Here is a 12,866-nt window from a genome sequence, read left to right on the forward strand (position 1 = left end):
AGCCTTGGTACGGAGCCTGATCCTGAAACCGGATCCCCGTCAGCAACCATGCTCCCCGTGGGTCATGACGATCCCACGATCATACAGATAGGTATGGCGAAACAATGGTTCAAGTCGCCGCAGGCTTCACGGCTGCGTGAAGGCGGGGAGGGGGAATGGATTTTGCGACACGTCCCCAAAATGGGGTCTGATGCCGGCAAATCAAGGGTTCGCGGCCTATTCGACCGCGCGCAGCGCCTTGATCAGCCGTTCCAGGTCCTCCGGCGGCGGGGCCTCGAAACGCATGGTTTCGCCGGTCGCCGGATGTTCGAACTGCAGCAGGAAGGCGTGCAGCGCCTGCCGTCGGAAATTGTTGACCACGTCGCGTGCCGCATCCGGCAGACGGTTCGCCTTGGTCTTGAACGCGGCGCCATATTCCGGGTCGCCGATCAGCGGATGGCCGATATGGGCCATGTGCACGCGGATCTGGTGCGTGCGGCCGGTTTCGAGGCGGCATTCGATGAGGGAGGCGAGGCTGGTGGCATCGGGCGTCTCGGCATAGCGCTCGATCACTTCGTAATGGGTGATCGCCTCGCGCGCGTCGTCGGTGTTTTCGCGCTTCACGGTGCGCTTGGTGCGGTCTCCGGCGCGGCCGAGGGGCGCGTCGACCGTACCCTTCAACTTGCCTGGGCGGCCCCAGACGACAGCCTGGTAGGCGCGCTCCAGCGGGCCCGTGCGGCCATGGTCGGCGAACTGGTCGGAGAGGTGGCGGTGTGCGATGTCGTTCTTGGCGACGACCATCACGCCACTGGTTTCCTTGTCGAGGCGGTGCACGATGCCGGGCCGCCGCACGCCGCCGATGCCGGACAGGCTCTCGCCGCAATGGTGGATGAGGGCGTTGACCAGTGTGCCGGTCCAGTTGCCCGCACCGGGATGCACGACGAGGCCGGCCGGCTTGCAGAGCACGATCAGGTCGTCATCCTCGTAGAGCACGTCGAGCGGGATGTCCTCGCCCTTCGGCTCTGGATCGCGGGGTTCCGGCAGGGCGATCTCGACGGTATCGCCAGGATGGATCTTGCGCTTCGGTTCGCCGATGGCCGTACCGTTGACGAGAACGGCGCCTTCCTCGATCAGCGCCTTGATGCGGCTGCGCGAAAAATCGCCGGCAAGCGTGGCCGCGAGCCAGGCATCGATCCGCCCTTCGGCGTCTTCCGGCACCGTCAGGACTTTTCTTGTGGCCTCGGCTTCTTTAAAGGGGTCGGTCATCGTTCACTTATACTCATTGCCGGAAGGGCGTCTGCCATGTCCAATATCGAAAACAACGATCAGGAAGACAAGCCGCTCGACCCGGTGATGGAAAATGTTCGTCGCAAGATGATGCGCCTGCAACTCGTCTCGGGCGGCATCATGCTTTTGATGTTCATGGCGGTGCTTGCGGCCATTGTCTATAAGATCAATACGCGCGAAGGCAAGCCGGAAGCCGCAACGGCGTCTGGTACGCTCGTTCCGAGCGACGCACCCGTCAAGGCGACGGCGACGCTGCCGGACGGTTTTGCCGTTTCAGCCGTGTCGCAATCGGACGGGCAGATCCTGTTCTACGGCGTCACGGCGGCGGGCACCCGCAAGGCCCTGCTTTTCGACATCGCTGCCGGCCGTATGGTCGCCGAGATCGACGTCGCGGGCAACTGATCGGGCATGGCGGCGCAACCGGTCCGTATCGATGATCCAGCCGACCCGCGCATTGCGGGTTTCGTGTCGATCCGCGAACGCGACCTCACCGGTCGCGAGGGCCTGTTCATTGCCGAGGGCACGGTGGTGCTGCGCATGCTCGGCGCGGCACCGGCGCAGGACAATGGTTTTGCCGCCGAGGCCTTCCTGCTTCTCGAAAACCGGCTGGCCGGCATTGCGGACGTGCTGGCCACCTTTCCGCCGACCGTGCCGGTCTATGTGGCCTCCGCGGCGGTCTTCGATGCGGTCGCCGGTTTCAACATGCACCGTGGCGTGCTGGCGCTCGGCCGCAAGCCTACGGCAGAGAGGGGAGAATCGCTCCTCGAATGCCTGCCGGAAACCAGCCTCGTTCTCGCCGGCTGCGGCCTGTCCAACCATGACAATGTCGGTTCGATCTTCCGCAATGCCGCTGCTTTTGGCGCAGATGCGGTTTTTCTCGATGAGATGTCCTGCGATCCGCTCTACCGCAAGGCCATCCGCGTTTCCGTCGGCTCGGTTCTGACGGTGCCGTTTTCGCGTGGTCTTGGTGCGCAAACGATGCTGCGCGGGCTGGCGGAGGCGGGGTTTGAAATCTGGGGGCTTTCGCCGCGTGGCGAGGTGGCCGTGGCGGAAATCCCCGCGGCGCGGCGCATTGCGCTCGTGCTCGGCACGGAAGGCGAGGGGCTTGCCGAAAGCATCCTCTCCTCTTTCCGTACGGCGCGCATTCCACAGCGGCCCGGGCTCGACAGCCTCAACGTCGCGACGGCGAGCGGGATCGCGCTGTATCAGATCGCTCTCGCCATGGGCCGGGTCGGATAGATTGAACTCAGTTCTCGTCTTGCCCGATCTGCGCGCGGACGCGCTGGGCAAGGCTGTTTTCGTCGCCGTCAAGAGCAGGGTCGATCGAGGCGATGAGGTCGTGCACCGGTGAGCCAGCCCCTTCTCGAGCGGCGGTCAGCACGATCATCTTGCTGGCAAGGTCGGCCATTTCTTCGCGCAATGCGGCATCGTTTTCGCCGGTCTTTGCGGCCATCAACCGTTCGGAAAGCGCCGTGCCCTGATCGCGCACATGGTCTTCCAGCGCGACGATATCGATGGGCGGTGGTGTCACCTTGTCGGAACGGCGCTGGGAAAGGCGGCTTGCCACCGTGGTGCGGGCGATCCCGCTCGAACGGACCGACTTTACCGCTTCCTTGTTTTCCACTGTCAACGTCTTCACCTTGTCGCGCAGGCGGTTAACCTCCGCGATACGCCTCTCGATAGCATTGTCCTTGTCGGCACTCCCGGCAAGTTCCCGCGTCAGCCGGGTCTCCATCTGACGCACGCGGGCTTCCTCCCGGGCAAGCCGAACTTCCAGCGCTTTCGCATTCTGGCTCGTCGACTTCAAGTCCTCACGCAGCTTGTCACGCTCGTCCTTGAGATTGCCGATCCGGCTCTTCAGATTTTCCATCGCCGTGTCGCGGGTGGCGGCGTCGATCTTCATGTCGTCGATGTCAGCACGCAGGTGCTCGATGCTGGCATTCAGCTTGTCGACCTCTGCCGCGCGGCCCCGAGCTTCGCGGTCGGCGGTGGTGAGGGCTGCCTTGAACTGCTCGCTCTTCAACTCCTCGCGCCGGAGGGCGGAGCGCATGTCGCCCGCTTCGATGTTCATGTCGGCGAGCTGGGCGTGCAGTTCGGCATTTTCCGTGCCGATCGCGGCGCCCTGGGCGAGCAGCTTCTCGCTCCTCACCCTTTCCAGCGTGTGTTTCTCCCGCTCGCGGCGGACGTTCTGGGCGAGGCGGGCATTTTCGGTCGCAAAGGCCGCGCGCGCCATATCCTTCTGGGCGCGCACTTCCTGCGGGCTCAGCGGCATGGTGGCTTTCATACGGGCTTCGGTGAACTTGACGATACGCTTCTGGATCGCCGGGGCAACGAGCAGACCGGTCAGTGTGGCGGCGAGAAAGCCAAGCGCGAAGAGAAGGGCGTACTCGATCACGGGTCACTCGTTCCAAAACGGGTCTCGGACGAGAACACTATAGCGGCTCGTCCGAGCTTGCACAGGGGTTGTCTCTGCGAAATACACTCTCGGTTAATCTGACGGGCGAGAGTGCCTTTTCATTCGCTCAGAAGGGATTCCAGGTCGGCTGGCGCGTCAGCTTCAGGTAGCCGGCATTGATGCCGAGGCGGGCGCCAACGCCGGTGCGGATCGGCACGAGCACGACGTCGCGGTTGACGTTGACCTGCATGCCGACGCCGGCGACGATATAGGCCGAGCCGGAAACGCCGCCGTAACGCTCGTAGAGCGCGCTGACGTCAGGCAGGTTGTAAACGAGCATCATCGTGCGGCTGCCCTGGCCGCCCCAGTCGAGGCCGAGCGACGGGCCCTGCCAGAACACCGAATGCTGGCCGGCATTCTTGGTGTTCAGCGTGCCTTCGCCATAGGTCAGGCCGGCGATGAAGGCGCCGGAGCCTTCCTGGCCAAGGATATAGCCATTCGGCAGGCCGTAGGATTCGAAGGCGCGTTCCACCACCTTGGCGATGCCGCCGGAGGTCGAGCCGAAGAATCCGTGGCCGGCATCGACGATTTCCTGCATGGAATACTGGTTGCTGCTCTGCTGTGCCTGAGCCGGCAAAGCGAGGAGGAGCGTCACGAATGTTGCTGTTACGATCCTGAACACCATCGTGACCAGATTTGAAATAGCCATGTCCCGTTCGCCTTCCTTCATGTATCGGCCCCGTTCATGCAGCAATTTGATCCGATCGTCTTAACAATCGGTTTACCAAATGTGGTGTCATTATGGCTGTCTTTAAATCGGGCACGCCTCGCGCAATTCTGACGTGCTATGCGTCGCGGAGACTGCCGCGAATGTGCCCTTGTCAAGCCGGCTGCGTTGAACGAACACGTGGACCTGGGAGAAATTTATGGCGAAAAATCTGAATCTTACGCTTGCCGGTCCTGATCTGGCAGCGCTTTTGTGCAGCCGCGTCTGCCACGATGTCATCTCGCCCGTCGGTGCGATCAACAATGGTCTCGAACTGCTCGACGAGGGCGGTGCCGATTCGGAGGCGATGGACCTCATCCGCACCAGCGCGCTGAACGCTTCCGTCCGTCTGAAATTCGCACGCCTCGCTTTTGGCGCATCCGGCTCCGTCGGTGCGTCGATCGATACGGGCGAGGCGGAGAAGGCCGCGCGCGACTTCGCGGTCGCTGAAAAGAAAACGGAAGTCACCTGGTCAGGCCCGCGCGCCATCGTCGCGAAGAACCGGGTCAAGCTGCTGCTCAACCTGTTTCTCGTGGCGTATGGCGCCATTCCGCGCGGCGGCTCGATCGACGTCACGCTTGAAAATCCGGAATTCGACGCCGTCTTCAAGCTTACGGCCAAGGGCCGCATGCTGCGCGTGCCACCCAAGTTTGCCGAAATCCTCTCTGGCACGCCGGAAGAGTCCGTCGATGCGCATTCGATCCAGCCGTACTACACGGTGCTGCTCGCCGATGAGGCTGGCATGGAGCTCGATGTGACGGCGAGCCCCGAGGAAATCGTCTTTTCGGCCCGGATGGCTCCGGCTTCGGAATAAGCCAAAGGCGGCCAAGGTATTGTTAACCATGGCCGCTAACGCTTTGTTTGCCAGGCGCCGGTAGAGTTGCAACCTGTATTGTTCCCGCGCACCACGAGCGGGAGAGCTAGGAGCAGCGAATGCAGCGGTTGATGATCGCCGATGGTTCCGACGTCGTCCGCAAGGTCGGCAAGCGTATTCTCTCCGGCTTCAATTTCCTCGTACTGGAAGCCTCGAGCTCGCTCGAAGCACTGGTTCGCTGCGAGGCGGAGCTGCCTAACATTCTCATCGTCGATTCCACGATGGACGGCGCGCTGGAGTTGATCGGCAATATCCGCAACCTGCCGCAGGGCAAATCGGTGCGCATCTACTACTGCGTGGTCGAGGCGGACCTGAAGAAGATGATGATGGGCAAGCGCGCCGGTGCGGACGATTTCCTGCTGAAACCGTTCGACCGCAAGATCCTGACCCAGGTGTTCAGCAGTCTTTCGATCGCGGCCTGAACGCACTCCCGGATACGAAGCCACCGACGCGGCCGCTCGCAAGAGCCGGCCGCGTTTTTGCTTTGCCCTTTTGCCGCATTCTCGCAGGCAAAGAAAAACCCGCCTGCGGAGCGGCGGGTTTGAATTTCTTGAGCGAGGAGGGGCCTATCAGGCGCTTTCGGCGAAGTCGCCTTCGGGTTCGCGCAGCACATAGCCGCGACCCCAGACCGTCTCGATATAGTTCGCGCCGCCGGCGGCGTTTGCGAGCTTCTTGCGCAGCTTGCAGATGAAGACGTCGATGATCTTCAGTTCCGGCTCGTCCATGCCACCATAGAGGTGGTTCAGGAACATTTCCTTGGTGAGCGTCGTGCCCTTGCGCAGCGAGAGCAGCTCGAGCATCTGGTATTCCTTGCCCGTCAGGTGCACGCGCTGGCCGCCGACTTCGACGGTCTTGGCGTCGAGGTTGACGATGAGCTCGCCCGTCGAGATGACCGACTGGGCATGACCCTTGGAGCGGCGCACGATGGCGTGGATGCGGGCAACGAGCTCGTCCTTGTGGAACGGCTTCGTCATATAGTCGTCGGCGCCGAAGCCGAGGCCGCGCACCTTGTCCTCGATGCCGGCCATGCCGGAGAGGATGAGAATCGGCGTCTTGACCTTGGACAGGCGCAACGTCCGAAGAACCTCGTAACCCGACATGTCAGGGAGATTCAGATCGAGCAGGATGATGTCGTAATCATACAGCTTGCCCAGATCGACACCTTCCTCGCCGAGGTCGGTGGTATACACATTAAAACTTTCGGACTTCAGCATCAATTCGATGCTCTGCGCTGTCGCGCTGTCGTCCTCAATAAGTAGAACCCGCATATCTGTCCCCTTTTCCGCCGCTCAAGGTACCTGGCCCCCTACGCGATACGGATCCAGTCGTTGCCTGATTTGAAGGCTGCCATGAAATGGTTAACAAATCCTGATTCACTTTGGCAAGGTGTATCGATCTGTTAATTATTTTAGGCAGCTCCCTGATTTCATGGATGAATCAGAAATGTGAATCTTAAACTGTCTTTTTAAGAAACACATCTAACTGACTCTTTCGACTCATTAATGCGCCCCACCTCTTTTTTAGCGAACCGCATTTACAGAGCCTTAAATCATCGAACCTATGATTAACGATGCCCGTAAACGAAAGGTTACCAGCGGTAGGGTTTTGTTAATATCGCTAGATTTTTTCGTGGGCTCGGCGTGTTTGGCCGGGTTTCGGGCGAAAATGTCGGCCTCCGGCGTGCGATGGTCATCGTGCTTCGGGTGCTGATTTGAAATGCCGGGTGACCGTTCGCCACATGTTTTGGGGGTCGATCGCCTTAATGCCGGGGTCTCGCTATCCACGGGAGTATTGCGTATGAAGTCGCGTGAGAGCCTAGTTCGCCTGAAGGAATTTCAGGTGAAAGACAAAAGACGGCAGCTGGCCCAGCTTCAGTTGATGATGTCCGAATTCGAACGGATGTCGAAGGAACTGGAAAGCCAGATCGCCATCGAAGAAAAGAAGTCCGGGATCACTGATTCCAACCACTTCGCCTATCCCACCTTTGCCAAGGCGGCGCGGCAGCGCTCCGACAATCTTCAGGTCTCTATCCGGGAACTGAAGGTACAGCAGGATGCGGCGGAACTGGCACTGGAAGAGGCGGATGCGGAGTTCGCCAAGGCGTCTGCACTGGAAGAGCGTGACAACGCGGTCCGGATGCGCGCCTGACCTGATCCAACTCTGAAGAACCCTCGCGAGCGGCCGGAAGACCGCTCACGAGGGCTCTTCGTGTTGCGTCAAAGATTGACGACGTCGTGCCATTCCTTGTGGCGCAATGCCTGGGCGCGGAAAAACGGGCAAAGCGGCATGATCTTCCAGCCGCCCTTGCGCGCCGCCTCCACGACATAGGCCGCCAGCGCCTGGCCGACGCCCTTGCCGCGCAGCGCATCCGGCACGCCGGTGTGGTCGACGATGACGAGTTTTGGCGAGGCACGGGAATAGGTCACTTCCGCCTCGTGCCCTTCGACGACGGTATAGTAGCGGCCCTTCGAGCCGGTTTCTGCGCTGAGAATATCCATGACGGCCTCGTTTCGTTTCGTTGCGTTGGCGCCATCCTTTCCCGTCTCGTGCTGTCCCGCAAGGCAACAGGATGTGAACGCAGTGTGCTGCATCCTGATCGGGCGAATGCTATGCAGGGCGCATCGAAACTGCGATGTGCCCCATGATCCTTGTCGTTCCTGCTTTCCTCGTTCTCTCCGCGCTGTTTCTGGCCTTCGGCCTCGTCCTGCCGCTCGTTCGCTTCGAGAAGCTCTACTTCTTCGATGAAACGCCCTCGCTGATCGACATTGTCGTCTCACTCTGGCAGCAGGGGAGCGGCGGGCTTGCCGTGCTCGTGGGGCTTTTCTCCATCGTTTTTCCGGTAATAAAGCTCTTCGGCATCGCGCTGGAAGCGACTGCACCGGCCCAGCCTGACGGCAGAGAAAACTGGATCGCGCGGCTGCTGCCGATCCTTGGGAAATGGTCGATGATGGATGTGATGCTGGTGGCGCTGGTGATCGTCGCGGCGAAGACGAGCGGCATGGCATCGGCCTTCACCCAGCCCGGCCTCTGGTTCTACGCCGTCTCGGCGATCATGACCGGCCTGCTGCAGATGCGGCTAAAGCCGGTCTCCAAATGAAACAGCAGCCGCGTTGGTCGCGGCTGCTGGGGTCTTGATCCGAAAAAGGCTAGTGGCGGTACTGCTGGATGCGCGTGGTACGCAGGCCGGCAAGACCATGATCGTTGATGGACGACTGCCAGGACAGGAATTCTTCGACCGTCAGCGTATAACGCTCACAGGCTTCTTCAAGGCTCAAAAGCCCGCCACGTACGGCGGCAACGACTTCTGCCTTCCGGCGAATCACCCAGCGCCGGGTATTGGCCGGCGGCAGATCGGCAATCGTAAGAGGGCTGCCATCGGGGCCGATGACGTATTTAACGCGGGGTCGTATCAGTTCGGTCATTGGACTCTCTACATAAACTCAAGACCATATGGCGGGACTGTAGCCTGCCACATTTAAGATTTGCCTAAGCGCACAGTAACAATTTTCTAATCATTTGAGCGGCTTCACCGATGCGGCGCTACTCGCGAAGCACCGGGTTCCCTTACGTTTGCCATCGCGCCCATGCCCGGTGGCCGCATGGGAGCTATGCGAATATTTCATTTCTATTTTATTCAAACGCTGCTAATACGCCCCCAAATTTAGGGGGCCGCATCGGATCGATGCACCGGAAGCTCCCAGGAAGCATCCAAATGAATTCCCTCCGCGCGCTGTCTCCCTTCGGGATATGGCCGCGAGTGGCGTTCTTCGTCGCCGCTTGCTTGAAGGGGTGCTCCTGAAATTTCCGGGCCGAGAATGCACACGAGCCCGGCGCGCTGCGCCGGCTGTTGGAAGCGGAAAATGAGAGATCCAGACAACATGCTGCTGCAGCAGGGTTGGTCGCCCGAATTCTTGTCCACGGCCAACATCGATTCCGTGCAGACCGAGTATGAGGTGCTGCACCTCATGCGCCAGTGCGCCACTCACTTCCGCTTCAGCCATTTCCTGGTGTCGCGTTTTCCGGCCAATGCGCAGCAGCGCTTTGCCGAACGCCTGCTTGTCAGCAACTGGCCGGCCGATCTCGTGCGCAAATACGATGCGATGAACCTCTTCCATGTCAGCCGGCTGGCGGTCGAGACCGGCATGACCAAGTTGCCTGTCCAGGGCGACAGTTCGCTGTTCGCGCCCTCGGATTGGGGAAACGTTCAGGTGGCCGAGGCGATCGCGCTTGCCGAGAACCACGGCCTTTCCGGCTCGACGGCCTTCCTGCTGCATTCCACGACGTCGGATCCCTATCTGATGGTGTTTTCCGGCGCACGCGCACCGCTCACCCGCCCGGAGCTGGCGGAACTGCATTTCGCCGCCCTCCAGCTGTTTGAATGCCTCGAAAAGACGTTTGTTGCAGCGACCGCGGGCCGTGAAAAACTGTCCAGCCGTGAGGTCGAGTGCCTGCGCTGGGCGGCGGCGGGCAAGAGCAGCGATGAAATCGCCATCATTCTCGGCATCTCGGTCTATACGGTGAGCAGCTATTTCAAGAGCGCGACCCGCAAGCTTCAGGCCGTCAACCGCATGCAGGCGATTGCCATCGCGTTGCGTCTCCGCCTCATCTGAGGTTGGTTTCTGGCAGGATGCTTTGTCGCTGATCGGGGCGCGTTCCTCTGCCCGGTCACAAAGACGAGGTTTCCGGCCTTCCCTTGCTCTCGGAGCGGCAAGTTTCTATATGTCGCTCGAAGGACGCTCTGCTGATCGCGGAGCGCCGCAACGGCCGGCTTCGGCCCCAATGGAGAGGTGTTCTGCGGTAGGATACGCAGCACCGGAACGGACCTCGCGTGAACAGTCTCGATTTTGATCGCAAGCCGGAAGATACGCGCGTCGTCGTCGCCATGTCGGGCGGCGTCGACAGTTCCGTGGTGGCCGGGATTCTCAAACGCGAGGGCTATGACGTTCTCGGCATCACCCTGCAACTCTATGACCATGGCGCCGCCGTGCACCGTGCCGGCTCCTGCTGCGCCGGCCAGGACATCGACGATGCGCGCCGCGTCTGCGAAACGCTCGGTATTCCACATTATGTCCTCGACTACGAGAAGCGCTTTCGCGAGACGGTGATCAATCCCTTTGCCGAAAGCTATATCGCCGGCGAAACGCCGATCCCCTGTGTCGCCTGCAACCAGACCGTCAAGTTCGCCGACCTTCTGACCACCGCCAAGGAACTCGGCGCCGATGCGCTCGCCACTGGCCACTACATCCGCTCGCGCGCCAACCCGACGCCGGATGCGCCGCAACACCGGTCGCTCTATCGCCCGGTCGATGCGGAGCGTGACCAGAGCTACTTCCTCTTCGCGACCACCCAGGAGCAGATCGATTACCTGCGCTTCCCGCTCGGCCATCTCTCGAAGGCCGAAACCCGGGCGCTTGCCGAAGACATGGGCCTCGTCGTTGCCAAGAAGGCCGACAGCCAGGACATCTGTTTCGTACCGCAGGGCAAATATACCGACATCGTCAACAAGCTGAAGCCGAATGCGGCGCTTGCCGGCGAGATCGTGCATATTGACGGCCGCGTGCTCGGTCGCCACGATGGCATCCTGCATTACACGATCGGTCAGCGCCGCGGCATCGGCATCGCCACCGGCGACCCGCTCTATGTCGTCTATCTCGATGCGCGCTCGCGCCGCGTCATCGTCGGCCCCAAGGAGGCGCTGGAAACGCGCCGCCTCTACCTGCGTGACATCAACTGGCTCGGCGACGACGCCCTGGATGCCGTGGCCGCCAAGGGCTTCGATTGCTATGCCAAGGTGCGCTCCACCCGCCCACCGCGCCCCGCGCGCCTTGAGGCCAACGAAAGCGGCATCTATGTCGAGCTTGCGGAAGGCGAGGCGGGCGTCGCGCCCGGCCAGGCCTGCGCCCTCTATTCCGGCGAAGGCGAGGATGCCCGTATCTATGGCGGCGGTTTTATCCTGCGTTCGGAGCGGGAAGCGGCGGCCGAGGATGCCCTCAAGCGCATTCTGTCGACCCCGGTCGCGGCCTGAAACGCTTTGTCCGCCAAAGCCTTTGCGGACAAAGCAATTTTTCTCAGAACCTCGCTTGACACCCGCAGGAACAGCACCTTATAAGCCGCCCACCGGACGGAAACGACATCGTTGTCGATCGTCCCTTCGGGCGGCGGAGTAGCTCAGTAGGTTAGAGCAGAGGAATCATAATCCTTGTGTCGGGGGTTCGAATCCCTCCTCCGCTACCATAGAATTTCCCAAAGAAATCAGTAGAATAGCTCATCGCAACCCGACAAGTGGGTGGGTTTTCATGTTGCATCGTGTTGCAACTGATTTCCCTTGATTTCCAGTGGTTTCCCGCCACACTCGGCAGATCCATGCAACATAGATTGCAACATGCGGGGGCCGTCGATGATCAACCAGACATCGCGAAATGGCGATGAGCCCGGCTGGTGGCTGGGCATGGCGATCTTCCTCTCTGGCTGGGGAACTATCGTCTATCAACTTTACAGTTTTCTCCGAGACGGAGAGTGGGTCAGCGTTTCGATAGTCAAGGTATTGACTAAACTGCCATTCGATAGAGTGGGAGATTGGGCGCTTGCGCCTGGAAGTTGGACTGGGCTGCACAGGGCCCTCGATTTTTTGCCCTATTCGGCGGCAGCAGTCGTGTTGGGTTTCCTCATCATGCTCTCCATACACATTACTTGACTCCAGCGTGCATCATGCCAATCTCCTCGCCCGGGGAGAGAATGATGGCGCATGAAGTTGTGGTCTGGGGCACCAAAATTGAAGTTGAGGTGTACCAAAAATCCAAGTCCGTTTGGATAGCGGTTGGCCAATATATGGGCGAGCGCATTGAGGTAAAGGACAGATCCCGAGGATCTGCGCTAAAGAGGTGGATGGACGCGGCGCGATACAAGGGGAACTGATGAAATCAATCTTGTTGCCACTCGCGGCCCTCTTGGTTGGGATCACTGCCGTTATATGGCTCGGCGGAGTTCGCATCATCGTCATCCAGCCCATAGGCGCGCTGCCCAACGGCGTGACTGCCATCGTTGCAGGCCTCAGCAATGTGAACCTGCTCGACAGCCCTGACGCTATCTGCAACCGCCACGAGGGCGGCGTCAGCCTGCTTTGCCGAGGGCGCGAGGCCGCCGCAATCGCAGAAAAGGGAAATATCCTGCTGCGTCTTCCCTACAGCGAGACGCTATATCGAATGACCGGTGCGCCGGAACTTGGGAGATGAATGTGAATTGGCATCTGGTTTTCAAAGACGGTTCCCGCCACGAGGTTGACGCGACCATCCGGTTCGAGATCATCCGCGGGACAAAGCTAATCGCGGGCTCGTCATCAATTGAAGGCGACGCTAGCGTGCTCGCCCGCGCCTTCGAAGAGGCCGAGGTGCTACTCGAGTCCCCGCATGGTCACCAGCACCGTGTGGCTGTAGACATGGATGCCGGACGGTGGCGCGTGAGAGGGTTAGGCGCCTAAGCCGTCCTCCTTGTGATTAGGCATGGAATAAGGACCCCGCATTTGGGGTGATCGGCATCCAAACGGGACCCCCATTTGCGAATGGGGT

General features: G+C 60.7%; 16 protein-coding genes and 1 tRNA gene. 11 read left to right on the plus strand and 6 right to left on the minus strand.

Annotated elements, in window-relative coordinates; genetic code table 11:
* Positions 1–216 precede the first annotated feature (216 nt).
* Positions 217–1,245, minus strand: a complete 1,029-nt coding sequence (locus ACT6VE_RS14465; protein WP_444799269.1) for an RluA family pseudouridine synthase — start codon at positions 1,243–1,245, stop codon at positions 217–219.
* Positions 1,246–1,281: 36 nt separating this feature from the next.
* On the opposite strand from ACT6VE_RS14465, the gene ACT6VE_RS14470 reads away from it, so the two are divergent.
* Positions 1,282–1,668: a hypothetical protein gene (locus tag ACT6VE_RS14470; RefSeq protein ID WP_444799270.1), complete on the plus strand. Its 387-nt coding sequence runs from the start codon at positions 1,282–1,284 to the stop codon at positions 1,666–1,668.
* Positions 1,669–1,674: 6 nt separating this feature from the next.
* Complete coding sequence (locus ACT6VE_RS14475) at positions 1,675–2,505, plus strand: TrmH family RNA methyltransferase (protein WP_444799271.1); 831 nt, start codon at positions 1,675–1,677, stop codon at positions 2,503–2,505.
* A 7-nt stretch (positions 2,506–2,512) separates the two neighbouring features.
* On the opposite strand, the gene ACT6VE_RS14480 is transcribed toward ACT6VE_RS14475, so the two are convergent.
* Entirely contained in the window at positions 2,513–3,661 is a 1,149-nt protein-coding gene (locus ACT6VE_RS14480) for a hypothetical protein (RefSeq protein WP_444799272.1), read from the minus strand.
* 127 nt (positions 3,662–3,788) lie between these two features.
* A complete protein-coding gene (locus tag ACT6VE_RS14485) occupies positions 3,789–4,370 on the minus strand; it encodes a DUF1134 domain-containing protein (RefSeq protein WP_444799273.1) in 582 nt (193 codons plus the stop codon).
* Positions 4,371–4,587: 217 nt separating this feature from the next.
* Between ACT6VE_RS14485 and chpT the strand changes: the two genes are divergently transcribed.
* Both chpT and ACT6VE_RS14495 read left to right on the plus strand, forming a co-directional pair.
* Positions 4,588–5,241 (plus strand): histidine phosphotransferase ChpT, encoded by a 654-nt coding sequence (gene chpT / locus ACT6VE_RS14490; RefSeq protein ID WP_444799274.1) that lies wholly within the window; start codon positions 4,588–4,590, stop codon positions 5,239–5,241.
* Between the two features lie 119 nt (positions 5,242–5,360).
* On the plus strand, positions 5,361–5,723 hold the full coding sequence (locus tag ACT6VE_RS14495) for a response regulator (protein WP_069061246.1): 363 nt from the start codon (positions 5,361–5,363) through the stop codon (positions 5,721–5,723).
* A 147-nt stretch (positions 5,724–5,870) separates the two neighbouring features.
* Here the strand turns inward: ACT6VE_RS14495 and ctrA are convergent, their stop codons facing one another.
* Positions 5,871–6,569: a response regulator transcription factor CtrA gene (gene ctrA / locus ACT6VE_RS14500; protein WP_037163974.1), complete on the minus strand. Its 699-nt coding sequence runs from the start codon at positions 6,567–6,569 to the stop codon at positions 5,871–5,873.
* 529 nt (positions 6,570–7,098) lie between these two features.
* Here ctrA and ACT6VE_RS14505 point away from each other — a divergent pair.
* Entirely contained in the window at positions 7,099–7,449 is a 351-nt protein-coding gene (locus tag ACT6VE_RS14505) for a flagellar export protein FliJ (protein ID WP_069061247.1), read from the plus strand.
* Between the two features lie 68 nt (positions 7,450–7,517).
* On the opposite strand, the gene ACT6VE_RS14510 is transcribed toward ACT6VE_RS14505, so the two are convergent.
* On the minus strand, positions 7,518–7,799 hold the full coding sequence (locus tag ACT6VE_RS14510) for a GNAT family N-acetyltransferase (protein ID WP_444799275.1): 282 nt from the start codon (positions 7,797–7,799) through the stop codon (positions 7,518–7,520).
* 134 nt (positions 7,800–7,933) lie between these two features.
* On the opposite strand from ACT6VE_RS14510, the gene ACT6VE_RS14515 reads away from it, so the two are divergent.
* On the plus strand, positions 7,934–8,398 hold the full coding sequence (locus ACT6VE_RS14515; protein ID WP_444799276.1) for a paraquat-inducible protein A: 465 nt from the start codon (positions 7,934–7,936) through the stop codon (positions 8,396–8,398).
* Between the two features lie 49 nt (positions 8,399–8,447).
* Here the strand turns inward: ACT6VE_RS14515 and sciP are convergent, their stop codons facing one another.
* Positions 8,448–8,723 carry a CtrA inhibitor SciP gene (gene sciP / locus ACT6VE_RS14520; RefSeq protein WP_007769470.1) on the minus strand — a complete coding sequence of 92 codons (276 nt, stop codon included), beginning with the start codon at positions 8,721–8,723 and terminating at the stop codon, positions 8,448–8,450.
* Positions 8,724–9,161: 438 nt separating this feature from the next.
* Here sciP and ACT6VE_RS14525 point away from each other — a divergent pair, with 438 nt between their 5' ends.
* The 5 genes from ACT6VE_RS14525 to ACT6VE_RS14545 all read left to right on the plus strand — a co-directional run bounded on the left by ACT6VE_RS14525 (position 9,162) and on the right by ACT6VE_RS14545 (position 12,533).
* A complete protein-coding gene (locus ACT6VE_RS14525) occupies positions 9,162–9,911 on the plus strand; it encodes a response regulator transcription factor (RefSeq protein ID WP_444799277.1) in 750 nt (249 codons plus the stop codon).
* A 218-nt stretch (positions 9,912–10,129) separates the two neighbouring features.
* Positions 10,130–11,326 carry a tRNA 2-thiouridine(34) synthase MnmA gene (gene mnmA / locus ACT6VE_RS14530; protein WP_444799278.1) on the plus strand — a complete coding sequence of 399 codons (1,197 nt, stop codon included), beginning with the start codon at positions 10,130–10,132 and terminating at the stop codon, positions 11,324–11,326.
* Between the two features lie 132 nt (positions 11,327–11,458).
* Positions 11,459–11,535 (plus strand) — tRNA-Met (locus ACT6VE_RS14535).
* A 163-nt stretch (positions 11,536–11,698) separates the two neighbouring features.
* The gene (locus ACT6VE_RS14540) at positions 11,699–11,995 is read left to right on the plus strand and encodes a hypothetical protein (protein ID WP_444799279.1); all 297 of its coding nucleotides are present in this window, start codon (positions 11,699–11,701) and stop codon (positions 11,993–11,995) included.
* 220 nt (positions 11,996–12,215) lie between these two features.
* Complete coding sequence (locus ACT6VE_RS14545) at positions 12,216–12,533, plus strand: hypothetical protein (RefSeq protein ID WP_444799280.1); 318 nt, start codon at positions 12,216–12,218, stop codon at positions 12,531–12,533.
* Positions 12,534–12,866 lie beyond the last annotated feature (333 nt).

Source organism: Shinella sp., from assembly GCF_052438155.1.
Classification (GTDB): Bacteria; Pseudomonadota; Alphaproteobacteria; order Rhizobiales; family Rhizobiaceae; genus Shinella.

What these genes read in the sequence shown, in the direction of transcription:
- ACT6VE_RS14510 (WP_444799275.1), bottom strand. Translation starts at nt 7,799, where the DNA reads ATGGATATTCTCAGCGCAGAAACCGGCTCGAAGGGCCGCTACTATACC.
- ACT6VE_RS14495 (WP_069061246.1), top strand. Translation starts at nt 5,361, where the DNA reads ATGCAGCGGTTGATGATCGCCGATGGTTCCGACGTCGTCCGCAAGGTC.
- ACT6VE_RS14545 (WP_444799280.1), top strand. Translation starts at nt 12,216, where the DNA reads ATGAAATCAATCTTGTTGCCACTCGCGGCCCTCTTGGTTGGGATCACT.
- sciP (WP_007769470.1), bottom strand. Translation starts at nt 8,723, where the DNA reads ATGACCGAACTGATACGACCCCGCGTTAAATACGTCATCGGCCCCGAT.
- ACT6VE_RS14505 (WP_069061247.1), top strand. Translation starts at nt 7,099, where the DNA reads ATGAAGTCGCGTGAGAGCCTAGTTCGCCTGAAGGAATTTCAGGTGAAA.
- ACT6VE_RS14540 (WP_444799279.1), top strand. Translation starts at nt 11,699, where the DNA reads ATGATCAACCAGACATCGCGAAATGGCGATGAGCCCGGCTGGTGGCTG.
- ACT6VE_RS14475 (WP_444799271.1), top strand. Translation starts at nt 1,675, where the DNA reads ATGGCGGCGCAACCGGTCCGTATCGATGATCCAGCCGACCCGCGCATT.
- chpT (WP_444799274.1), top strand. Translation starts at nt 4,588, where the DNA reads ATGGCGAAAAATCTGAATCTTACGCTTGCCGGTCCTGATCTGGCAGCG.
- ACT6VE_RS14465 (WP_444799269.1), bottom strand. Translation starts at nt 1,245, where the DNA reads ATGACCGACCCCTTTAAAGAAGCCGAGGCCACAAGAAAAGTCCTGACG.
- ctrA (WP_037163974.1), bottom strand. Translation starts at nt 6,569, where the DNA reads ATGCGGGTTCTACTTATTGAGGACGACAGCGCGACAGCGCAGAGCATC.
- ACT6VE_RS14515 (WP_444799276.1), top strand. Translation starts at nt 7,934, where the DNA reads ATGTGCCCCATGATCCTTGTCGTTCCTGCTTTCCTCGTTCTCTCCGCG.
- ACT6VE_RS14525 (WP_444799277.1), top strand. Translation starts at nt 9,162, where the DNA reads ATGAGAGATCCAGACAACATGCTGCTGCAGCAGGGTTGGTCGCCCGAA.
- ACT6VE_RS14485 (WP_444799273.1), bottom strand. Translation starts at nt 4,370, where the DNA reads ATGGCTATTTCAAATCTGGTCACGATGGTGTTCAGGATCGTAACAGCA.
- ACT6VE_RS14470 (WP_444799270.1), top strand. Translation starts at nt 1,282, where the DNA reads ATGTCCAATATCGAAAACAACGATCAGGAAGACAAGCCGCTCGACCCG.